The sequence below is a fragment of the Mycobacterium sp. 852013-50091_SCH5140682 genome, from assembly GCF_001665685.1.
Lineage (GTDB): Bacteria > Actinomycetota > Actinomycetes > Mycobacteriales > Mycobacteriaceae > Mycobacterium.
The window spans coordinates 1-21,585 of record NZ_LZTB01000018.1 but is presented as its reverse complement, the minus strand read 5'-3'; the positions used below and the strand labels follow the sequence as shown (position 1 = coordinate 21,585).

The window sequence follows — 21,585 nt, the reverse complement described above, 5'->3', positions numbered from 1 at the left end:
CATGACCCCATCGGACGGGTCGGCGATTCCCACTATCACTCTCAATGACGGCAATACGATTCCGGTTGTCGGTCTTGGGGTCGGAGCGCTGTCGGATTCCGAAGCCGAGCAGGCGGTTTCGGCCGCGTTGCAGACGGGCTACCGGTTGATCGACACCGCGGCCGCCTACGACAACGAGGCCGGGGTCGGTCGCGCGATCGCCGCGTCGGGCATCCCGCGCGAGGAGATCTACGTCACCACCAAGCTGGCCACGCCGGACCAGGGCTACCAGTCCTCGCAGAACGCCGCACGCGCCAGCCTCGAACGACTCGGCCTGGACTACGTCGACCTCTACCTCATCCACTGGCCGGCCGGCGACACCAGCAAGTACGTCGACAGCTGGGGCGGCCTGATGAAGATCAAGGAAGACGGCGTCTCCCGCTCGGTCGGTGTCGCGAACTTCAGCCCTGAGGATCTGTCGACCATCATCGGCCTGACCTTCTACACACCCGCGGTGAACCAGATCGAGCTGCACCCGCTGCTCAATCAAAGCGCGTGGCGTGCGGCCAACGCCGAGAACAACGTCGCCACCGAGGCCTACAGCCCGCTCGGCGTCGGCAACCTCCTGGACAACCCCGCCATCACCGCCGTCGCCGAAGCGCACGGTAAAACCGCGGCCCAGGTGCTGATCCGCTGGAACGTCCAGCTCGGCAACATCGTCATCTCCCGGTCGTCCAACCCTGACCGGATCGCCTCCAATCTCGGCGTGTTCGATTTCGAGCTCACCGACGACGAGATGACGACCATCAACGGGCTCGACGACGGCACCCGCTTCCGGCCCGACCCGGCCACCTACACCGGCTAACTCCGGCGAGCTCCAGCTAACTCCGGCGAGACTTTCTCCGGCGAGCAGACACTCAGGTCCACGACACGCCGCGGTTCCGGGACCGCCATGTCTGCTCGCCGTCAGTCGGTGCCCAATGTCGCCAGGTGGACCCGGACCGCTCGGCTGACCCGGTCCTTGTCACCGGTGGCCAGTAGATCGAGCAGGCCACCGCGTACCACGGCCAACGCCAGGGTGCGGCGCGCGATGCCTTCGGCAGTGCTTTTCTCCTGCGGCGCTTGATATTCCGCCAACACTTCGAGCCAGTCCTCGACGGTGTCACGCGCGAAGCCCGCCCACGCGCCCTCGGGTTCCACGAGTGAGCGGGCGTAGGCCTCGGTCCACAGTTTCAGCAGTGGCTGATGCTCGTCGGCGGTGAGCCAACCCCAGATCTGGTCGACGGCTGCGCCGAACCCGACGCGATCGGGGTCGGCGGCGTGGCGTAGCCGATCCATCACTGCCAGCTCGTCGGAGCGTGCCCGGGCCAGCAGCGCGCGTACGAGCCCGTCCTTGCTGCCGAACAAGAACAGCAGCACCCGCGGGCTCGACCCGATTGCCGCCGCCAACGGCCGCAACGACATGTCGGCCAGACCATGGGTGAGCGCGTACTTATAGGCGCTCTCCAGAAGTTCAATCTGGCGGGCGGACGGGGTTGTCGGATCCGAGGCCACGTTGGTAGCCTAACGCCACTGAAACGAGTGTGTCAGTGATTTGTTTCACGATCGGAGGCGCGTCGATGTCGTTGAGTGTCGAGCAATCGCGGGTCGTGGTGCGCCGCGTGGACCGCCCGGGCGATCTCGGTTGGGTGGTGATGGCCCACGGCGAGATCTATCACGAGCAGTTCGGCTGGAACGCCGATTTCGAGGCTCTGGTCGCAGGGATCGTGGCCGACTTTGCCGCAGAACACAATCCGGCAACCGAGGCCGGCTGGATCGCCGAGGTCGACGGTGAACGAGCCGGGTGCATCTTCTGCGTCAAGGGCGATGAGCCCGGGGTTGCGAAGTTACGGATCCTGCTGGTCGCGCCGCCCGCCCGGGGGCTGGGACTGGGTGCTCGCCTGGTCGACGAATGCTTGCGGTTCGCGCGTGACGCAGGCTACCGCCAGGTCACGCTGTGGACCAACGACGTACTGACCTCAGCGCGAAAGATCTACCAGGGGTTCGGGTTTCGACTCATCGATGAAGAACCTCACCACAGCTTCGGGCAGGACCTCAACGGCCAGAACTGGATTCTCGACCTCTAGACCTCGCCGAGTGGCCAGTAGATGCACGCAGATTCGGAAAAACGCGTGCGCAATTGGCCACTCGCCGCTACCCCGTCGGGCAGGTCCCGGCAGCCTCGCGCAGCACTGCCGCCGAGGGCTCATCGACCGGTAGACCGTAACCCCGCAGCACCGCGACGAAGGCCACGGCATACTGACACCAGAACGCGTGGTTGGGCGGCATCCAGTGCGCCGGCTCCTGGTCACCCTTGTCCTGATTCGCCTGCCCTTGTACCGCAAGGAGATTCGCGGGGTCGTTGGCGAACCGCAGTCGCAGATCGTCGGGCCAGGCGCGGGCACCCAGATCCCACGCCAGCGCCAGCGGCACGATGTGGTCGATCTGGACCGAGGCGCCGACCTGGTTGCCGCGAACGAACGCCACCACCGCGTTGGTGTACGGATCGTGCAGTGTGCCGGTAGCCACCGCGGTCGGGCACCGCTTGATGGCGACGAATGTCTTGTCGACGAGATCGCGGTTGAGGATGTCGTTGCGGGTGTCGCAGCCGTTGTGCCCGCCCGGCGCGCTGTTGTCGTCGTCCCAGGCCTCGCCGAAGGCGGCACGGCGATAGTCGTTGCCCCGCACCCGAACCGGAATCTCGGCGATCCCGGCGAGCACGTCGGCGCCCGGCGCGACCGTCGGCGCGTCGGCTTCGGCGACGAATCGACTGGATCGCTGCGCCGACACCGTCACCTGAACCGCGACGATCACGGTCAACGCGACCGCGATGGCCAGCCATGCCAGCCGGTTCATGACTTGTCCAGATACTCGACCCGGTCGGTCTCGACGAACTGGGCTGCCAGCAAGGCCATCCCGGCGTTGTTCGGGTCGGCCTCGTAGAGCGATTCGCAGTATTCCCTGGCGTCGGTGATCACCTCGAGGTGCTCGCGCAGCGACAGGAACCGGAGATTGATGGTCCGCCCGGACTGGTTGAGCCCCAACACATCTCCCTCACGACGCTCGTCGAGGTCGAGATCGGCGAGGGCGAAGCCGTCGAGCGTGCCCGCGACGGCCTTGATGCGCTCCCCCGCCTTGGAGGTCTCGGGCAGCCGGGTGGCCAGCAGGCACAGGCTGGGATGCTGGCCGCGTCCGATGCGGCCGCGCAGCTGGTGCAGCTGGCTGATACCGAATCGGTCGGCGTCCATCACCACCATCACCGTGGCGTTGGGCACATCCACGCCCACCTCGATGACGGTGGTGCACACCAGGACGTCGAGGTCACCGGCGCGGAACGCCGACATGACCGCATCCTTCTCGTCGCCGGACAACCGGCCGTGCATGAGGCCCAGCCGCAGCCCGGCCAGGGGCCCGCGCTGCAGCCCGTCGAACAGCTCGATGACGGTGACCGGCGGCGGCCCGGCCTGCCTGCCCTCCTTGGCACCGTTGGTGTCCTTGTCGGACTCGTCGATGCGTGACGCCACCACGTAGGCCTGACGGCCTGCGGCCACCTCCTCGCGGATCCGCGCCCACGCCCGGTCCAGCCAGGCCGGCTTCTGCGACACGAAGATGGTGTTGCTCGTGATCGGCTGTCGACCGCGTGGCAGTTCCCGCAGCGTCGAGGTCTCCAGGTCGCCGTACACGGTCAGGGCGACGGTGCGCGGGATGGGGGTCGCCGTCATCACCAGCAGGTGCGGGGTCAATCCATCAGGAGCCTTGGCGCGCAAGGCATCTCGCTGCTCAACTCCGAACCGGTGCTGCTCGTCGACCACGACCATGCCGAGGTTCGCGAACTCCACCGCATCCTGCAGCAGCGCGTGGGTGCCGATCACGATGCCTGCCGCACCCGAGGCGACCTCCTCACGCACCTGCCGCTTCTGCGCCGCCGACATCGATCCGGTCAGCAGCGCGACACGCGTGCCGTGCTCGGCTCCGCCGAGCTCGCCCGCCATCGCCAGCGGCCCCAACGCGTCGCGCACCGACCGGGCATGTTGAGCGGCAAGGACTTCCGTCGGCGCCAGCAATGCGCACTGGTAGCCGGCATCGACCATCTGCAGCATAGCCAGCACCGACACGATGGTCTTGCCGGAACCGACCTCACCTTGCAGCATGCGGTTCATCGGGCGGGTCGAGGCGAGTTCCGCCGATACCACGCCGAGCACCTCACGCTGGCCGACCGTGAGGTCGAACGGCAGCGTCCGCAACAACTCGGCGGCCAGCCCATCGTCGGTCGACGGTGCGGGCGGGCCCGACTCGCTCAACTCGCCATGGCGCCGGGCCACCAGCCCCCACTGCAGGCCGATGGCCTCGTCGTAGGTCAACCGTTCGGCGGCCCGATCGCGCTGCGCCGCGTTCTCGGCCAGGTGAACCGCTCGCAACGCCTCGTCTTCGGTCATCAGATTCCGTTGCCGCACAAAAGATGCGGGCAGCGGGTCGGTGACCGGGTCGAGCACGTCGAGCACCTGGCGCACACACGAGTAGATGTCCCAGCTCTGCACCTTGGCGCAGGCCGGGTAGATCGGGAAGAACTCCCGCTCGAACGCCGCGAGCATGTCATCGCCGCTGGCTCCGGACGCGGTCGCGATGGTTTTCAGCGACTTGGTACCGAACTGCTTGCCCAGCGGCGAGTCGAGCACAAGGAACGCCGGATGGTCCAGCTGCAGGGTGTTGCGGAAGTACTTCACCTCACCGGAGAGCATGAGCCTGGTGTCGACCGGAAGCTTGTCGACCATCCACCCCGCGTTGAAAAACGTTGCGGTGACGGCAGGGCGGTGCTTTCCGAGCGTGACGCGCAGCCACTTGCGGGTCTTCTGCCGACCGGTCTTCTTGTCGAAGACCGGCTTCATCGTCCCTTCCTTGGTCTCGGTGATCACCTCGATGAAGGTGACGTGTTCACCCTCTTCCAGATCGAGCGCCTCGCCCTCACCGCGGACCGTCATGCCGTCGCTGTATTTGCGGGGATAGTGCCGCAACAGATCGTTGACGGTGCGGATACCGAAGTGCTCCTCCAACGGCTTGGCCGACTTGGCCCCGATCACGAGGTCCAGCCGGTCGGAAAGGACGGCCACTACTCGACTCCGATCAGCAGGGCATCACCCCGGTGGCCCGTGTGATACGTCACCAATTCGGCGCCGAGGTGTTCGCGGTGCACGTGTTCTTGCAGCGCCTCGCCCACCTCGGGGGGCACACCGTCACCCGTCAGCACCGTGATCAACTCGCCTCCGGCAAGCAGGAGCAGATCGATGAGACCGGCCGCCGCGGTGGTGATGTCGGGTCCGACGATGAGCACCTCGTCGCCGGCGATGCCGAGGCCGTCGCCCGGCTTACACGTACCTGCCCACGTCAGGGCCTCCTCGGTGGCCACGCGGACCGACCCGTGCCGGGCGCCTGCGGCCGCCCGGGCCATGGTGTAGCCGTCGTCGACGGCCTGCCGATCGCCGTCGTGCACAGCCAGCGCCGCCAGCCCTTGCACCATCGAGCCGGTTGGCACCGGCACCACGTCGATACCCCAGCCGATGGCGGCCGTGCAGCCCGCGACAAGTTCCTCGGCGGCCACATACCCGTTGGGCAGCACCATCACCTGCGCGGCTCCGGCGTCGACGAGCGCACGCAAGAGTTGCTTGGCGCTGATCGCCTCCCCCTCCCGGGGCCGTAGCACGGCCGCACCCTCCCCGGCGAACAGTTCGGCTCCGCCGTCGCCGTCGACAACGGCCAGCACCGCCCGCGGCTTGGCCCAACCGCCCGCGGGGCGGGTGTCGGGGCCCCCGAGCAACGCGGTGATCTGGATCCGGCTCGGCGTGCCCACCGCCAAACCCGCCTCGACGGCGGCACCGGCATCGTCGACGTGCACGTGGACCGAGAACTCATTGCTGCCGGAAGTGGCGATGGTCACCGACTCGCCCAGCTGGTCCAGCGCTGCCCGCAATCCTTCGACAGCGTCGGCATCGCATCCGCTGAGCAGATACATCACCTCGAACTGCGGCGGAGCCGAGGTGCCTGCGGCAGGCAGGGGCGGCTCCGCCGACGGCTGGTACGCCGGCCGCCGTGCCGCATGTCCGGCGATCGTGGATGCCATCGCATCCAGCAGCACCAGCAGACCGCGACCACCGGAATCGACCACGCCGGCTTCGGCGAGCACGTCGAGCTGATGCGGTGTCTGGTCCAGCGCCGCCGCAGCGGCGTCCGCGGCCGCCACAGTGACCGCGCCCAGTTCGGCACCGCCGGCGGCGCAGTGCTCGGCAGCACCGGCAGCGGCCTGCAGAACCGAGACGATCGTGCCGGGCACCGGCTCACCCATCGACGCGACGACGAGCGCGACGGCATGCCGCAGGGCCGCACCGAACAGCACACCGTCGATGTCGTACAGATCACCGTCGCGCTGCGCCGCGGCCGATGCGACCACCTCGGCGACGGCCAGCAGGATCTGCGACAGGATCACCCCGGAGTTACCGCGCGCGCCCTGTAGCGCGCCCGCGGCCAGTGCGGCTGCTACCTGTGCGACGTCGCCGGCCGGTTGGGCGTCCACCTGCGCCCACGCCGAACGCATCGTGAACAGCATGTTGGTGCCGGTGTCGGCGTCGGGCACCGGGAAGACGTTGAGCCGGTTGATCTCGTCGGTGTGCGCGATGAGGTCACCGACGGCAGTGTGCGCCCACGCGCGCAGAGCGGAGGCATCGAGCCGTCCAGCAGCCACCCGAACCCCCTCCAGATCCCGAGCCGTTCGCCTGAGAACACACGCCGTGCGGCATGGCCGCCGTGCGCGTCAGCCTAGCCAGTGCCTGCGACAATGCTGATCAGACCATCGGGTCCTGTGCATAACCTGACACGCGGTTCACCGGCGATTTTGGCGATACCCTGGCCTCTCGGTATCCTGGTCAGGTTGTCGGGTCGAGCCGCGTAGTTTTGCGGCGACCAAACCCAGACCCCCAAGAACTGATTTCAAGGAGTTGTTGATATGGCTGCCGTGTGCGATATCTGCGGGAAGGCGCCGGGCTTCGGCAAGTCGGTGTCGCATTCGCATCGGCGGACCAACCGACGCTGGGACCCGAACATTCAGTCGGTCCGTGCCGTGGCACGTCCGGGCGGTAACAAGCAGCGCGTGAACGCCTGCACCTCCTGCATCAAGGCCGGCAAGGTCTCGCGCGGCTGAGCGCTTGCGCGAAGCCGAAACTTGCACGGCTGACTGCCTGCGCGTAAACGACGACCAACACAGCTGACCGCTCGCGCGAAAGCGCGGGCGGTCGCGCGTTCGGTCGTCGTTTAACAGTCGGCTCGGCAGGGTACCTCCTGCCATCATGAGCCCTCTTCGCTTGTCCGGTCGGTTCGTGTACGGATGCGCCTGCATGCTAGCCACCGCTTCGGCGTTGTCGGCATGCGGGAGCAATAACTCCGGCGACCAGCCGACCACTGGAACCACCACGTCGACGACCACGAGCACCACGCCGAGTCCTGTCGTGACGCCGACGGAGCAGACCACGGTGTCACCGGCGCCTACGGCGCCTCCTGAGGAGACCACCGGTGGTGGCGGCTACGGAACTGTCATGGTCCCACCGCCGCCGGGGATCCCGTCACCTCCGGCCATCCCGGCAATCCCGTCGCCACCCGCCATTCCGGCACCCCCGGCAATCCCGTCGCCGCCGGGCGTGCCGATGCCGTGAGCTGCTGCACCGTCAGGGCAGCTGCCAGTCGATGGGCTCGGCACCCTTCTGCTGCAGCAGTTCGTTGACTCTGCTGAACGGCCTTGACCCGAAGAATCCCCGCGATGCCGACAACGGTGACGGGTGCGGGGACTCGATGATCGCGCAATCGCCCTCCGCCAGCATCGGTTTCAGCGTCGACGCATCACGCCCCCACAGCACCGCGACCATCGGCTGATCCCGCGCCACCAAAGCCCGGATCGCGCATTCGGTGACCGCCTCCCACCCCTTGCCGCGGTGCGAGGCCGGCGTGCCCGGCCGCACGGTCAGTACCCGGTTGAGCAGCATCACACCACGCTGGGCCCACGGAGTGAGGTCACCGGTGCTGGGCTGCGGAAAGCCGAGATCTTCGGTGTACTCGGTGAAAATGTTGGACAGACTGCGCGGCAAGGGCCGCACATCGGGAGCGACCGAGAAACTCAGACCCACCGCGTGCCCGGGCGTCGGGTAGGGATCCTGCCCGACGATCAGCACCCGCACCTGATCGAACGGAAAGCTGAAGGCGCGCAAGACATTCTGCCCGGCAGGCAGATACCGTCTCCCCGCGCTGAGTTCTTCGCGCAGGAACTCCCCCATCTGCGCGACCTGAGCCTCCACGGGCTCCAGCGCCCGGGCCCAACCGTCTTCGACAAGCTCGCTCATCGGTCGTGCTTTTGTCGGATTGCTCCTCGCGTCGGTCACCATCAAATCGCTCCTCGCGTGCGCATCACGAAAAGCCAACCTAGCGTGAGCCCGTCAATCGAACGACTGCCATCCCGGGTTTCCCGCCCACGCGTCGCCGTCGAGCAGCACCGCGGCCGGACCGTCGAGTACCCGGCCGATCACCCGCCAGCCCTCCGGCGGCGAGCCGCGGAAGGTCGCAACCAGGGCGTGGTCCTCGCCACCGCCCAGCACCCACTCCAACGGGTCGGCACCGGTTGCCGTGGCAGCGGCCGCGACCGCGGCCCTGTCGCTCTCGAGCGCCGCGGCAGAGAGGTCGATCACGACTCCGGACGCCGAGGCGATATGGCCCAGATCGGCGAGTAACCCGTCGGACACGTCGGTCATCGCGGTGGCGCCCGCACGTGCCGCGGCCGCACCCTGGCCGTAGGGTGGTTCGGGCACCAGATGTCGACGCCGCAACTCCGGATAATCGTGGATTTCGTTGTGCCACAGCGCATATCCGGCTGCCGACCGCCCGAGATCGCCGACCACGGCAACGGTGTCACCGGGCCGGGCGGTGCTGCGCAGTACCGGGGCCCGGCCTTCGAGATCACCGAGAACCGTGACTGACACCACCCACTGCGGGGCCCGCACCAGATCGCCGCCGACGATTCCGGCGCCGAGCCGCCGCGCCTCGTCCCACAGCCCGTCGGCGAGTTCGACCGCTGCGGCGCTGGGAGTGTCGGCGGGCGCGCCGAACGCGACCACGAATGCCGTGGCCCGCCCGCCCATGGCTTCGATATCGGCGGCGTTCTGCGCGATGGCCTTGCGGCCGATGTCGTGCGGTGTCGACCAGTCCAGTCGGAAGTGCCGGTCCTGCACCAACATGTCGACCGATATGGCGGTGCGGCCGTCATCGGCGCGCACCAGCGCGGCGTCGTCACCGGGACCGAGTGTCACCGCCGCGGGCTGTACCCGCCCTGCCACGAGGCGGTCGATGACGGCGAACTCACCGACGCCGGCCAGAGTGTCCGGGTCGTGCCCGCTGGATTTTGCGCCGGCCATAGCCCCCTCCTACCGGTCGCGGCCGTGCTCTGAACACTGGGCGGACCTACGGTAGTTTGTTTGTCTGCGGCGAGTGAGTCTATGCAGCGACACGGAGGAGACAGCAGGTGGTGGAGGCTTACATGCTGATCCAGACCGAGGTGGGCCGCGCCGAGGTCGTCGCCAAGGCGCTGGCGGTCCTTCCCGGTGTGCAATCGGCCGAGTATGTCACCGGCCCCTACGACGTGGTCCTGCGCGTCGGCGCGGATACGCTCGCGGCCCTGCAGTCCGACGTGGTCCCGAGTGTGCAGCAGGTGACCGGGATCACCCGGACGCTCACCTGCCCGATCGCCAACGGAGCTCAGCCATAGAGTTGGCTGCGTGACCGACCCGCAGACCACCGACGGCCCACCTCGCGCACTGCTCATAGCGGCGATTGTGGTGGCGGTGTCGGTGTTGATCACCGTGCTGGGGATCGCGGCGGCGCGCCAGCAGTCCCCGGACCACCCACCGGTGGCGATCTCCTCGGTTCCGGCCCCACAGGCGCAAAGTCCCGAATGCGGAGCCCTGCTCAACGGTCTGCCAGAGCAGCTGGGCGATTTCCTGCGCGCGCCCACTGTCGAGCCCACCCCGGCGGGTACCGCCGCGTGGCAGGGCGAATCCGGCACCGAACCGGTCATCCTGCGCTGCGGCCTGGAACGCCCTGGCGATTTCGTCGTGGGCACGCCCCTGCAGCTGGTCGACGACGTGCAGTGGTTCCGCGTGGGAGATGAGGGGGCGGCGCCTGGGGCAGCGCCTGCGGGCACGCCCGACCAGGCTCGGAGCACCTGGTACGCCGTCGACCGGCCCGTCTACGTCGCACTGACGTTGCCCGCAGGTTCTGGGCCGACACCGATTCAGCTGATCTCGGCGCAGATCACCCGCACCATGCCGGCCCGCCCGCCGGATCCGGGGCCGGCGCGCTGAACTTCAAGGGGCGTTGACTCAGCGCAGGCCGGTGCCGCGGGCGAGTGCCGTGTCGACCATGGCCGCGAGCAGCGTCGGATAGTCGACGCCGCTGGCAGCCCACATGCGGGGGAACATCGAGATCGTGGTGAACCCGGGCATGGTGTTGATCTCATTGATCACCGGACCGTCGTCGGTGAGGAAGAAGTCGACACGCGCCAGGCCCTGGCCGTCGAGCGCGGTGAATGCCCGTACCGCGAGACTACGGATCGCCTCCGCGGTGTCGTCCTCGATCTTGGCGGGCACGTCCAGTTCGGCGGCATCGACGAGATACTTGGTGGCGAAGTCGTAGAAGCCGTCCTCGCGCCCCTTCACGCCGGCCACGCGGATCTCCCCCACTGTGCTGGCTTCGACTGAGCCATCAGGGAATTCGAGCACACCGCATTCCAGTTCGCGGCCCGGGATCGCGGCTTCGACGATGACCTTCGGGTCATGGCGGCGGGCCAGCTCGATGGCGGCGGGCAGCTCGTCCCATGCCGTCACGCGACTCACCCCGATCGAGGATCCACCGCGGGAGGGCTTGACGAACACCGGCAGCCCGAGCCGCTCGCGCTGCTCGAGATCCACGGTGGCGTCCTTGGGCCGCAGCACGACATGGTCGCCGATCGGCAGGCCCTCGGCTGCCAGCAGCTTCTTGGTGAATTCCTTGTCCATGCCGGCGGCACTGGAGAACACACCCGAGCCGACATACGGCACCCCGGCCAGCTCGAGCAGGCCCTGGATGGTGCCGTCCTCGCCGTAAGGCCCGTGCAGCACGGGGAACACGACGTCGACCGACGCGAGCACCTGTCCTGGCCCGGAGCCCAACGAGAGCAGCTGACCGCTACGCCGCGGGTCTGCGGGCAGCGCCAGGGCGGTGCCGGAGGTGTCGGTGACGCCGGGCAGCTGACCGTCGGTGATGGCCAGGGTCTCCGGCCTGCCGTCGGTGAGCATCCAGGAGCCCTCGGGCGTAATTCCGACGGCGACCACCTCGAAACGTTCTGGGTCGAGGTTGCGCAGAATACTGCCCGCCGACACGCAGGAAATCGCATGTTCGGAGCTGCGTCCGCCGTACACGACGGCGACGCGGATCCGGGATCCGGGCTGATTGCGGACAGTCACAACCTAGAGAGGCTACCGCCCTGGGCGGACCTCAACCTTCAGCGCGTCCTGACCTGCGGTTTCTAACTCAGCGCCGCACTGACGTCGGCGATCAGATCGTCGGTGTCCTCGATGCCTGCCGATATCCGGGCGAACCCGGCCGGGACCGGATCGCCCCAGCGGGCACGTCGGTCGACCGAAGTGTGGATCCCGCCGAAGCTGGTCGAGGCGATGAGCAGGGCACTGCGCTCGACCAGCGCATGCACCGCCGCGGCGTCGGCCAGTTCGATCGACACCAAACCCCCGAACCGCTGCATCTGTGCGGCAGCCAGATCGTGCGAGGGGTCTTCGGGCAGGCCCGGGTAGCGCACCGATCGCACGGCCGGGTGATTGCGCAGCATCACCGCGAGCGCTTGCGCGTTCTGGCACTGTCGCTCGAAGCGCAGTCCGGCGCTGCCAAGGCTGCGCAGGACGAGCCAGGCCTCGAACGCTCCCAGAATCGGCCCGGCCAGGAGCCGGTCGCGTTCCACCGCGGACATCAGCTCGGGCTGGCTTCCCGCGACGTAGCCGGCGATGAGATCGCTGTGGCCCGACAGCGATTTGGTGGCGCTGGCCACGACCAGATCCGCGCCGAGCGACAACGGTTGCTGGCCCAGCGGGGTCGCGGTGGTGTTGTCGACGACGAGTGTGGCGCCGCGGCCCCGGCAGGTCAGCGCCAGGCGATGCAGGTCGACGACGTCCAGCGCGGGATTGGCCGGTGTTTCGGCCAGCACAACGTCTGCGTTGGACGCGGCTTGGCAGATCTCGCCCGCACCGGCTTCGATGACGGTAACTCCCTGCGGGGCAAGGTATTCCGATGCGTACCGGCGAACCTGGTAGTAGCCGTCGGCGGGTACGACCAGCGTCGAGCCCGGCTTGGTCAGGACGCGGAGCACCGATGTAATGGCCGCCATGCCGGATCCGAAAGTCAGCGCGGCGGAAGCGCCTTCGAGTTCGGCCAGCGCGGTTTCCAGCTGCCGCCACGACGGGTTGGAACTGCGCCCGTAGCTGTCCAGCGGCTCGGTCTCGTCGGGCGACAGGTGATAGGTCGACGCGGGAACGGGCATCGGCGCCACCGGTACGCCCGGAACCGATTCGGACCCAACGGCTTTGACGGTGCGGGTGGAATCGCCGTACGTGCCTTCGATCATCTCTACTCCGGTTTGGTGCTGCGTCCCAGCAGGTGTGCGACGGCCTCGTGTACCGACAATCCCTTGTGACATACCCGGTGGACGGCTTCGGTCAGCGGCATCTCGACGTCGTAACTGGACGCGAGGGCCAACACCGATTCACATGACGACACTCCTTCGGCGACGTGTCCACCCGCCGCGAGCAGTGCCGACTCCATGGTGCCACCTTTGCCCAGCCGTTCGCCGAACGTGCGGTTGCGGGAGCGCGGTGACGTGCAGGTCGCGACGAGATCGCCGACTCCCGCCAACCCGGACAACGTTGCGGGCTTGGCGCCCAGCGCGATGCCCAGGCGCAGGATCTCGGCCAGTCCGCGGGTGATGATCGCGGCGACGGTGTTCTCCCCCAGTCCGACCCCGACCGCCATACCGCACGCGAGGGCGATCACGTTTTTACAGGCACCGCCGATTTCGGCGCCCACGACGTCGGAATTGGTGTATGGCCTGAAGTATCCGGTGGCCATCGCCCGCTGCAAGGCGACTGCGCGCCCGGAATCGCTGCAGGCGATCACCGTGGCGGCCGGCTGCATGGCGGCGATCTCACTGGCCAGGTTCGGCCCGGTGACGACACCGATCCGGGACGGGTCGACGCCGGTGACCTGGACGATGACCTGACTCATCCGCATCAGCGAATCCAGCTCGATGCCCTTGGCCAGGCTCACGAGCGTGACGTCGTCACCGATCAGGTGCTTCCAGCCCTCGAGGTTGGCCCGCAGCTGTTGGGCGGGCACCGCAAGGAACACCGTGCACGCGCCGGTCAGCGCCTCGGCCGGGTCGCTGGTCGCGCGTATCGCCTGCGGCAGCACGACATCGCCGAGGTACTCGCTGTTGCGGTGCTCGGTGTTGATCTCGTCGGCGACTTCCGGACGTCGCGTCCACATCGTCACCGGGTTACCCGCGTCCGCCAGGACCTTCGCAATCGCCGTGCCCCACCCGCCGGCGCCCATTACCGCAGCCTCCACCACGGCATCACCCTAGCCGCTGCGCGCAGGTACGCGGCGGCAGCGGCCCGGCTGGCAGGATGGCTGCCATGAGCGGTACCCGTCCCGCCGGCACGACGCCGGACGCCGAGGTCGCGCTGGTGATCGCCGTCAAGCGCCTCACGGCGGCCAAGACCCGTCTGGCTCCGATCTTTTCCGCGCCCACCCGGGAAGCGGTCGTGCTGGCCATGCTGGTCGACACCATCACCGCCGCCTCGGCGGTCGCCGCGGTCACCGTCGTCACGCCCGACGAGGACGCCGCCGACGCCGCCCTGCAACTGGGCGCCCGGGTGATCTCCGACCCGACGCCTGCCGGGCACCGCAATCCGCTGAACAACGCGATCACCGCCGCGGAGCTGGAACTGCGCGGATCCACCCCGAACATCGTTGTGCTGCAAGGCGATTTACCCGCGCTGCAACCGCAGGAGCTGGCGGGCGCGCTCGCCGCGGCGCAGGCCCACCCGCGTAGTTTCGTCGGTGACCGGCACGGCACGGGAACCGCCGCGCTGTTCGCTTTCGGGGTGCCCCTGCAACCGCAGTTCGGCGCCGATTCCGCTGCGCGCCACCGGCACTCCGGCGCGATCGAACTCACCGGGCCATGGCCGGGGCTGCGTTGCGATATCGACACACCTGACGATCTGTCTGCTGCCCGCCGGTTGGGCGTGGGACCGGCCACGACGAAAACCCTCGCGCGACATCACCAGCGCGGGTAGCCGTACGGCTGGCGGATAGGGAATGATCGGACGGGTGAGCGAAGCCACCGAAGCCGAGCCGACCGTTCGGGCCGACGACACCGATCGCGGCGACACCTCGAACGGGTCGGAGCCGTCAGCCGGTGCCGATGCGACACCTGGGGCGCCGCCGGCGGCCACGTCTCCCGCCGTCGACAGCGCGCTGCCCGAGGACCGCTATCTCAACCGGGAACTGAGCTGGCTGGACTTCAACGCTCGCGTGCTCGCGCTGGCGGCCGATCAATCGCTGCCCCTGTTGGAACGCTTGAAGTTCCTCGCCATCTTCTCGTCGAATCTCGATGAGTTCTACATGGTCCGGGTCGCCGGTCTGAAACGCCGTGACGAGATGGGGTTGTCGGTGCGCTCGGCCGACGGGTTGTCCCCCCGCGAGCAACTCCGCCGGATCAACGAGCGCACCCAGCAGATCGCCAGCCGGCACGCCGCGGTCTTCCTCAACTCGGTACGCCCACAGCTCGCCGAAGAAGGCGTCGTCATCGTCACGTGGGCCGAACTCAGCCCCGCCGAACGCGACAAGCTCTCCACCTACTTCCACGAGCAAGTGTTTCCGGTGCTGACGCCGCTCGCGGTCGACCCCGCACATCCCTTCCCGTTCGTCAGTGGGCTGAGCCTCAACCTGGCGATCACCGTCCGCCATCCCGACGACGGCGGCCAGCACTTCGCCCGAATCAAGGTGCCCGACAACGTCGACCGCTTCGTGCAACTGCCCCCACCGGCCGACGGGTCGCAGGTCCTGCGATTCCTGCCGATGGAAGCGCTTATCGCCGCGTTTCTGCCGGTGTTGTTCCCCGGCCTGGAAGTCGTGGAACACCATGCCTTCCGGATCACCCGCAACGCGGACTTCGAGGTCGAAGAGGACCGCGACGAGGATCTGCTGCAGGCACTGGAACGCGAACTTGCCCGCCGCCGCTTCGGCAAGCCGGTCCGTCTCGAAGTCGCCGACGACATGACCGACAACATGCTGGAGTTGTTGTTGCGCGAACTCGACGTCGACCCCGGCGACGTGATCCAGGTGCCGGGGCTGCTCGACCTGTCGTCGGTGTGGCAGATCTACGGTGTCGACCGCCCCGACCTCAAAGACCCGCCGTTCGTGCCCGCGACGCCACCGGCTTTCGGCGAGCGGGAGACGCCCAAGAGCATCTTCTCGACGCTGCGCGACGGCGATGTCCTGGTGCATCATCCGTACGACTCGTTCTCAACGACCGTGCAGCGCTTCATCGAACAAGCCGCCGCCGATCCGAATGTGCTGGCTATCAAGCAGACGCTTTACCGCACGTCGGGCGACTCCCCGATCGTCAACGCACTCATCGACGCGGCCGAGGCAGGCAAGCAGGTCGTCGCGTTGGTGGAGATCAAGGCCCGGTTCGACGAGCAGGCCAACATCAAGTGGGCGCGCGCACTGGAACAGGCGGGCGTGCACGTGGTCTACGGCCTCATCGGACTCAAGACGCACTGCAAGACCTGCCTGGTGGTGCGCCGCGAAGGCTCGACCATTCGCCGCTACTGCCATATCGGGACGGGTAACTACAACCCGAAAACCGCTCGCCTGTATGAGGATGTGGGCCTGTTGACGGCCGACCCCGATATCGGCGCCGATCTGACGGATCTGTTCAATTCCCTGACCGGCTACTCGCGCAAGGATTCCTACCGCAACCTGCTGGTGGCTCCGCGCGGCGTGCGCAAGGGCATCGTCGAGCGGATCGACCGGGAGATCGCTGCCCACCTGGACGGTGCGCCTTCCGGAATTCGTATGAAGGCCAATGCATTGGTCGATGAGCAGGTGATCGACGCGTTGTACCGGGCGTCGCAGGCAGGCGTTCCCGTCGACATCGTGGTGCGCGGCATCTGCGCGCTGCGGCCGGGGGGTGCCGGCTATTCCGAGAACGTCACGGTGCGGTCGATCCTCGGCCGCTTCCTGGAACACTCGCGGATTATTCATTTCCGCGCCATCGACGAGTTCTGGATCGGTAGCGCCGACATGATGCATCGTAATCTCGACCGGCGTGTCGAGGTCATGGCTCAGGTGAAGGACCCGCGACTCACCGCGCAACTGAACGATGTTTTCGAATCCGCCATGGACCCCGCCACCCGGTGCTGGGAACTGCAGCACGACGGCCATTGGACCGCGCTGCCGCAGGAAGGCCAGACGGTACGCGACCACCAGGTGTCGCTGATGGAACGTCACCGACAGCGCTGATCGGGTCGGGGTACGGGCCAGCAGCGGCACCGGAGAATGACCTGCAGGAGTTGAGGTGTCGAACAACAACACGACCGCCGAGAAAAAGGTCGTGCCCGCTGCCGGTGCGGTGCTCTGGCGGCGCAGCGGCGATCTGACCGCCGACAGGGCAGCTGTCGAGGTCGCTCTCATCCACCGGCCGCGCTACGACGATTGGTCGCTGCCCAAAGGCAAAGTGGACCCCGGCGAAACCGAACCGGTGACCGCGGTGCGCGAGATCCACGAAGAGACCGGCTACACCGCTGTGCTCGGCCGCAGGCTCGGCTCGGTCTCGTACCCGATCCCCCCGGGTACCAAGCGGGTCTGGTACTGGGTGGCCCAGGCGACCGGCGGAGACTTCGCCCCCAACGCCGAAGTGGACAAGTTGATCTGGCTCCCGGTCGAAGCGGCGATGAACCAGCTGCACTACCCCTACGACCGAAAAGTGTTGCAGCGCTTCGCCAAATACCCACCTGACACCAAGACGGTGTTGATCGTGCGACACGCGACGGCGGGGAGTCGGTCGCGCTACAACGGCGACGACCGGGCTCGTCCGTTGGACAAACACGGCCGGGCTCAGGCGGAGTCGTTGGTCGGCCAGCTGCTGTCGTTCGACGCCAGCACGCTCTACGCCGCCGACCGAGTGCGGTGCCACCAGACCATCGAGCCGCTCGCTCAGGAGCTCGAGGTGGACATCCACAACGAGCCCGCGCTGACCGAAGAGGCCTACGCCAGCGACCATAAGGCGACCCGCAACCGGGTCCTCGAGATCGCCACGCGCGCCGGCACCCCGGTGATCTGCACGCAGGGCAAGGTGATTCCCGATCTCATCGCCCGGTGGTGCGAACGGGACAACGTCCGTCCGGAGACGACGGGCAACCGCAAGGGCAGCACCTGGGTGATGTCCCTTGTCGACGGGCGGCTGGTGGCCGCCGACCACATCTGCAGTCCCCTGCCCACCAAGAAGTAACGGCCTCACACAGAAAGGCACGCCGTGAGCGCATAGCGGCTCACGGCGTGCCTGACAGGGAATCTACTTGCGGCCCTTCCTGGCCGGGGCCTTGGTCGCGGCCTTCTTGGCGGGAGCCTTGGTCGCGGCCTTCTTGGCCGGAGCCTTGGCAGCGGCCTTCTTGGCCGGAGCCTTGGCGGCAGCCTTCTTGGCCGGAGCCTTGGTCGCGGCCTTCTTGGCCGGGGCCTTGGTCGCGGCCTTCTTGGCGGGAGCCTTCTTCGCCGGAGCCTTGGTGGCAGCGGCCTTGGCCGGGGCCTTCTTGGCGACGGCGGCCCGCTTGGCGGGGGCCTTCTTGGCTGCGGTGCGCTTGGCGGGGCCGGCGGTCACGCCACGCTTGACCGCGGGGCCGTCCGCCGGGAGACGCTGTGCGCCAGAGACAACCGCCTTGAACTGCGCTCCGGGACGGAACGCCGGCACCGAGGTGGGCTTGACCTTCACGGTCTCGCCCGTGCGCGGGTTGCGCGCCACACGGGCTGCGCGGCGGCGCTGCTCGAAAACGCCGAAGCCGGTGATCGTGACGCTCTCGCCCTTGTGCACCGCGCGCACGATGGTGTCGACAACGTTCTCCACCGCGGCGGTAGCCTGCCGACGATCGGTGCCCAGTTTGGTTGTGAGTACGTCGATGAGCTCCGCTTTGTTCATCCAAAACCTCCGAAACCAGTGGTCCACTTTGAACCGACTAGTGGACACGGTAAACCCTGTGACCACTGATTTCCAAGAGCCACGCGCAATTTCGGGGGTAGCTAGCGAACATTCCGGCAATCCGCTTGCCCCCCTTGGACTCCTGTCGGGTGGGTGCAGAACCGGTTTGGTGGGCGGCGAATTCGGGTCGCCGAGGCCCCTGATCAGCCCTGCAGGGTGCGTGGCTTCCAGGACGGTCGGCCCTGCTCATAGGCCTCGATCGCGGAGAGTTTCCGCAGCGTAAGGCCTATATCGTCGAGTCCTTCGAGCAGTCGCCAGGCGGTGTAATCGTCAATCCTGAACGGCACCACGACCGTTCCCGCGGAGATATTTCGATCTTGAAGATTCACAGTGATTTCCAAGCCCGGGTGCTGCTCGATGAGCTTCCAGAGCAGCTCGACATCATCCTGAGAAACTTCTGCCGCCAATAGCCCGGCTTTGCCCGCATTGCCCCGGAATATGTCCGCGAAGCGGGAGGAGATAACCACCCGGAAGCCGTAGTCCATCAGCGCCCAGACGGCGTGCTCGCGTGACGATCCGGTGCCGAAATCGGGCCCGGCCACCAATACCGAGCCTTTGTCGAATGGTGCGAGATTCAAAATGAATGACGGATCGGAACGCCAGGCGGCGAACAACCCGTCCTCGAAACCCGTTCGGGTTACCCGCTTCAGGTAGACCGCCGGAATGATCTGATCGGTGTCGACATTGGACCGCCGCAGCGGAACGCCGATGCCGGTGTGGGTCTTGAAGGCTTCCATCGTCTTCTCCTCTAGCGGGTGGTGGCGGCGGGCAGGTCGGCGGGCGAGGCCAACGTGCCGCGGACGGCAGTGGCGGCGGCGACGGCAGGCGACACCAGGTGCGTGCGACCGCCCTTGCCTTGGCGGCCCTCGAAATTGCGGTTGGACGTCGAGGCGCAGCGCTGCCCCGGCGAGAGCTGATCGGGGTTCATGCCGAGACACATCGAGCAGCCGGCCTGGCGCCACTCGGCTCCGGCGGCGATGAATACCTGGTCCAGCCCTTCAGATTCGGCCTGGGCGCGGACCCGCATCGAGCCGGGCACCACCAGCATCCGCACACCCTCGGCGACCTTGCGGTCGCGCAGGACGTCGGCCACCACCCTCAGGTCCTCGATGCGGCCGTTGGTGCACGAGCCGACGAACACCGTGTCCACGGCGATATCCCGCATCGCCGTACCGGGGCGAAGATCCATATAGGCCAAAGCCTTTTCCGCGGCCTGACGCTCGCCGTCGTCGCCGATCAGCTCCGGATCCGGCACTGCCGCCGACAGCGGCACGCCCTGGCCGGGGTTGGTGCCCCAGGTCACGAACGGGCTCAACGACGCGGCGTCCAGGTAGATCTCGGTGTCGAACTCGGCGCCCTCGTCGGTGCGCAGTTGGCTCCAGGCCGCCACCGCGGCGTCCCAGTCCGCACCCTTCGGGGCGTGCGGGCGGCCCTTGAGGAACTCGAACGTCGTCTCGTCGGGCGCGACCATCCCGGCCCTGGCCCCCGCCTCGATGCTCATGTTGCAGATCGTCATCCGGCCTTCCATCGACAGGGATTCGATGGCGCTGCCCCGGTATTCGATGACGTGACCCTGGCCGCCGCCGGTGCCGATCTTGGCGATGACCGCCAGGATGATGTCCTTGGCACTCACGCCGGGCGGCAGCACGCCGTCCACGTTGACCGCCATGGTCTTGAACGGCTTGAGCGGCAAGGTCTGCGTGGCCAGCACGTGTTCCACCTCAGAGGTGCCGATGCCCATCGCGATCGCACCGAACGCGCCGTGGGTGGAGGTGTGGCTGTCGCCGCACACGACCGTCATACCGGGCTGGGTGAGACCCAGCTGGGGCCCGATGATGTGCACGATGCCCTGCTCGGCGTCGCCCATCGGGTGCAGCCGGATGCCGAATTCCTCACAGTTGCGCCGCAATGTCTCGACCTGGGTGCGCGAAACCGGGTCGGCGATCGGCTTGTCGATGTCGACCGTCGGGACGTTGTGATCTTCAGTGGCGATGGTCAGATCCGGCCGCCGCACCGGACGCCCGGCCATCCGGAGCCCGTCGAAAGCCTGCGGACTGGTGACCTCGTGCACGAGGTGCAGGTCGATGTAGATCAGATCGGGCTCTCCCTCCTGGGAGGCCACAACGTGGTCGGCCCACACCTTTTCGGCCATGGTGCGCGGCTGTGCAGACGTCGGTGTCGATTGGTCCATCGCTACTACTCGATTCGTTCAGGGCACTGCTGGGCTGCAGTCAACGGGCTGGGAGCTACAGTCGCCATCTCACGTAGCTATCTCAGTATGCGAGACGTTAGTATCTCTCTGTGAGAAATGATAGCGGCATCGGCGTGCTCGACAAAGCGGTGGGTGTGCTGCACACGGTGGCCGAGTCTCCGTGTGGGCTGGCCGAACTGTGCGAGCGGACCGGGCTCCCCCGCGCGACCGCGCACCGACTGGCGGCCGGCCTGGAAACCCACCGGATGCTGGCACGCGACGGCGACGGTCGCTGGCGCCTGGGCCCCGCCTTGACCGAATTGGCCTCCCACGTCAACGATCCGCTCCTGGCGGCCGGCGCGGCCGTACTGCCCCGGCTCCGCGAAATCACCGGCGAGAGCGTCCAGCTGTACCGCAGGGAGGGCCTGTCCCGGGTGTGTGTGGTGGCCCTGGAGCCTCCGGCGGGCCTGCGTGACACCGTGCCGGTCGGCACGCAGCTCCCGATGACGGCCGGCTCGGGCGCCAAGGTGCTGCTGGCCTACGCCGACGCCGCGACGCAACAAGCAGTGCTGCCGACGGCCAAATTCACCGACCGCACACTGGCCGAGGTTCGCAAGCGCGGATGGGCGCAGAGCGCGGCCGAACGGGAGGCGGGCGTGGCGAGTGTGTCGGCACCGGTCCGCGACGGGCGGGGCAACGTGATCGCGGCGGTGTCGGTGTCGGGACCGATCGACCGCATGGGCCGTCGCCCCGGAGCACGCTGGGCGGCCGATCTTCTCGCCGCCGCAGACGCCCTGACCCGGCGGCTGTGAGACACCTCTCATCGCGCGGAACCGGGGTGTCGAACCGGCGGCCCGGCGGCGGATTCGCGCGAGAGTGACGTTCGCCACTACACCGCCTGGCGGGGCTGATTGTCCGCGCAAGCAAAAGGCGCCCGGTCCACACGGACCTGTCTCTTATACACATCTGACGCTGCCGACGATCGCAT

At 67.7% G+C, this 21,585-nt stretch carries 22 protein-coding genes; 10 read left to right on the top strand and 12 right to left on the bottom strand.

Going from position 1 to position 21,585, the window contains the following annotated elements:
- The first annotated feature begins 1 nt into the window (after position 1).
- Entirely contained in the window at positions 2-844 is an 843-nt protein-coding gene (locus tag A5784_RS06925; protein ID WP_064943641.1) for an aldo/keto reductase, read from the top strand.
- A 101-nt stretch (positions 845-945) separates the two neighbouring features.
- Here A5784_RS06925 and A5784_RS06920 read toward each other — a convergent pair whose 3' ends face one another.
- Positions 946-1,533, bottom strand: coding sequence for a TetR/AcrR family transcriptional regulator (locus A5784_RS06920; RefSeq protein ID WP_064943639.1), 588 nt, complete (start codon positions 1,531-1,533; stop codon positions 946-948).
- A 65-nt stretch (positions 1,534-1,598) separates the two neighbouring features.
- Between A5784_RS06920 and A5784_RS06915 the strand changes: the two genes are divergently transcribed.
- Positions 1,599-2,105, top strand: a complete 507-nt coding sequence (locus A5784_RS06915; RefSeq protein ID WP_064943888.1) for a GNAT family N-acetyltransferase — start codon at positions 1,599-1,601, stop codon at positions 2,103-2,105.
- Between the two features lie 67 nt (positions 2,106-2,172).
- Here the strand turns inward: A5784_RS06915 and A5784_RS06910 are convergent, their stop codons facing one another.
- The 3 genes from A5784_RS06910 to A5784_RS06900 are packed head-to-tail and all read right to left on the bottom strand — an operon-like array spanning position 2,173 to position 6,751.
- Positions 2,173-2,874 carry an HNH endonuclease family protein gene (locus A5784_RS06910; RefSeq protein WP_064943637.1) on the bottom strand — a complete coding sequence of 234 codons (702 nt, stop codon included), beginning with the start codon at positions 2,872-2,874 and terminating at the stop codon, positions 2,173-2,175.
- Positions 2,871-5,126: an ATP-dependent DNA helicase RecG gene (gene recG, locus A5784_RS06905; RefSeq protein ID WP_064943635.1), complete on the bottom strand. Its 2,256-nt coding sequence runs from the start codon at positions 5,124-5,126 to the stop codon at positions 2,871-2,873. The genes A5784_RS06910 and recG overlap by 4 nt, the downstream gene beginning before the upstream one ends.
- Positions 5,126-6,751, bottom strand: a complete 1,626-nt coding sequence (locus tag A5784_RS06900; RefSeq protein WP_064943633.1) for a DAK2 domain-containing protein — start codon at positions 6,749-6,751, stop codon at positions 5,126-5,128. Before A5784_RS06900 ends, recG begins: the two co-directional genes overlap by 1 nt.
- A gap of 261 nt (positions 6,752-7,012) precedes the next feature.
- Between A5784_RS06900 and rpmB the strand changes: the two genes are divergently transcribed.
- Complete coding sequence (rpmB, locus tag A5784_RS06895; RefSeq protein ID WP_019969600.1) at positions 7,013-7,207, top strand: 50S ribosomal protein L28; 195 nt, start codon at positions 7,013-7,015, stop codon at positions 7,205-7,207.
- A gap of 193 nt (positions 7,208-7,400) precedes the next feature.
- Positions 7,401-7,715: a hypothetical protein gene (locus tag A5784_RS38180; protein WP_156750424.1), complete on the top strand. Its 315-nt coding sequence runs from the start codon at positions 7,401-7,403 to the stop codon at positions 7,713-7,715.
- 12 nt (positions 7,716-7,727) lie between these two features.
- Here A5784_RS38180 and A5784_RS06890 read toward each other — a convergent pair whose 3' ends face one another.
- Positions 7,728-8,438: a uracil-DNA glycosylase gene (locus A5784_RS06890; protein ID WP_064943631.1), complete on the bottom strand. Its 711-nt coding sequence runs from the start codon at positions 8,436-8,438 to the stop codon at positions 7,728-7,730.
- A 51-nt stretch (positions 8,439-8,489) separates the two neighbouring features.
- On the bottom strand, positions 8,490-9,461 hold the full coding sequence (locus A5784_RS06885) for a thiamine-phosphate kinase (protein WP_064943629.1): 972 nt from the start codon (positions 9,459-9,461) through the stop codon (positions 8,490-8,492).
- 107 nt (positions 9,462-9,568) lie between these two features.
- On the opposite strand from A5784_RS06885, the gene A5784_RS06880 reads away from it, so the two are divergent.
- Both A5784_RS06880 and A5784_RS06875 read left to right on the top strand, forming a co-directional pair.
- On the top strand, positions 9,569-9,811 hold the full coding sequence (locus tag A5784_RS06880; protein WP_156750423.1) for an Lrp/AsnC ligand binding domain-containing protein: 243 nt from the start codon (positions 9,569-9,571) through the stop codon (positions 9,809-9,811).
- Positions 9,812-9,821: 10 nt separating this feature from the next.
- Positions 9,822-10,406 (top strand): DUF3515 domain-containing protein, encoded by a 585-nt coding sequence (locus A5784_RS06875; protein WP_064943626.1) that lies wholly within the window; start codon positions 9,822-9,824, stop codon positions 10,404-10,406.
- 18 nt (positions 10,407-10,424) lie between these two features.
- On the opposite strand, the gene A5784_RS06870 is transcribed toward A5784_RS06875, so the two are convergent.
- From A5784_RS06870 to A5784_RS06860, 3 genes are all read right to left on the bottom strand, one after another.
- Complete coding sequence (locus A5784_RS06870) at positions 10,425-11,546, bottom strand: D-alanine--D-alanine ligase family protein (RefSeq protein ID WP_064943624.1); 1,122 nt, start codon at positions 11,544-11,546, stop codon at positions 10,425-10,427.
- A gap of 62 nt (positions 11,547-11,608) precedes the next feature.
- Positions 11,609-12,712, bottom strand: coding sequence for a cystathionine gamma-lyase (locus A5784_RS06865; RefSeq protein WP_064943886.1), 1,104 nt, complete (start codon positions 12,710-12,712; stop codon positions 11,609-11,611).
- Between the two features lie 5 nt (positions 12,713-12,717).
- Positions 12,718-13,698, bottom strand: coding sequence for an NAD(P)H-dependent glycerol-3-phosphate dehydrogenase (locus A5784_RS06860; protein ID WP_064943622.1), 981 nt, complete (start codon positions 13,696-13,698; stop codon positions 12,718-12,720).
- Between the two features lie 83 nt (positions 13,699-13,781).
- On the opposite strand from A5784_RS06860, the gene cofC reads away from it, so the two are divergent.
- From cofC to mutT1, 3 genes are read left to right on the top strand one after another with little or no spacing between them, the layout of a single operon-like run.
- Positions 13,782-14,444, top strand: a complete 663-nt coding sequence (cofC, locus tag A5784_RS06855; protein ID WP_064943884.1) for a 2-phospho-L-lactate guanylyltransferase — start codon at positions 13,782-13,784, stop codon at positions 14,442-14,444.
- Positions 14,445-14,466: 22 nt separating this feature from the next.
- A complete protein-coding gene (locus A5784_RS06850) occupies positions 14,467-16,677 on the top strand; it encodes an RNA degradosome polyphosphate kinase (protein WP_064943620.1) in 2,211 nt (736 codons plus the stop codon).
- Positions 16,678-16,732: 55 nt separating this feature from the next.
- Positions 16,733-17,665, top strand: a complete 933-nt coding sequence (mutT1, locus tag A5784_RS06845; RefSeq protein WP_064943618.1) for an 8-oxo-(d)GTP phosphatase MutT1 — start codon at positions 16,733-16,735, stop codon at positions 17,663-17,665.
- Between the two features lie 63 nt (positions 17,666-17,728).
- Here the strand turns inward: mutT1 and A5784_RS06840 are convergent, their stop codons facing one another.
- From A5784_RS06840 to leuC, 3 genes are all read right to left on the bottom strand, one after another.
- On the bottom strand, positions 17,729-18,346 hold the full coding sequence (locus A5784_RS06840; RefSeq protein WP_064943616.1) for an HU family DNA-binding protein: 618 nt from the start codon (positions 18,344-18,346) through the stop codon (positions 17,729-17,731).
- 203 nt (positions 18,347-18,549) lie between these two features.
- The gene (leuD, locus tag A5784_RS06835; RefSeq protein ID WP_064943614.1) at positions 18,550-19,143 is read right to left on the bottom strand and encodes a 3-isopropylmalate dehydratase small subunit; all 594 of its coding nucleotides are present in this window, start codon (positions 19,141-19,143) and stop codon (positions 18,550-18,552) included.
- An 11-nt stretch (positions 19,144-19,154) separates the two neighbouring features.
- Positions 19,155-20,597: a 3-isopropylmalate dehydratase large subunit gene (gene leuC / locus A5784_RS06830; RefSeq protein WP_156750421.1), complete on the bottom strand. Its 1,443-nt coding sequence runs from the start codon at positions 20,595-20,597 to the stop codon at positions 19,155-19,157.
- Between the two features lie 110 nt (positions 20,598-20,707).
- Here leuC and A5784_RS06825 point away from each other — a divergent pair, with 110 nt between their 5' ends.
- A complete protein-coding gene (locus tag A5784_RS06825; RefSeq protein WP_064943610.1) occupies positions 20,708-21,409 on the top strand; it encodes an IclR family transcriptional regulator in 702 nt (233 codons plus the stop codon).
- Positions 21,410-21,585: the final 176 nt, after the last annotated feature.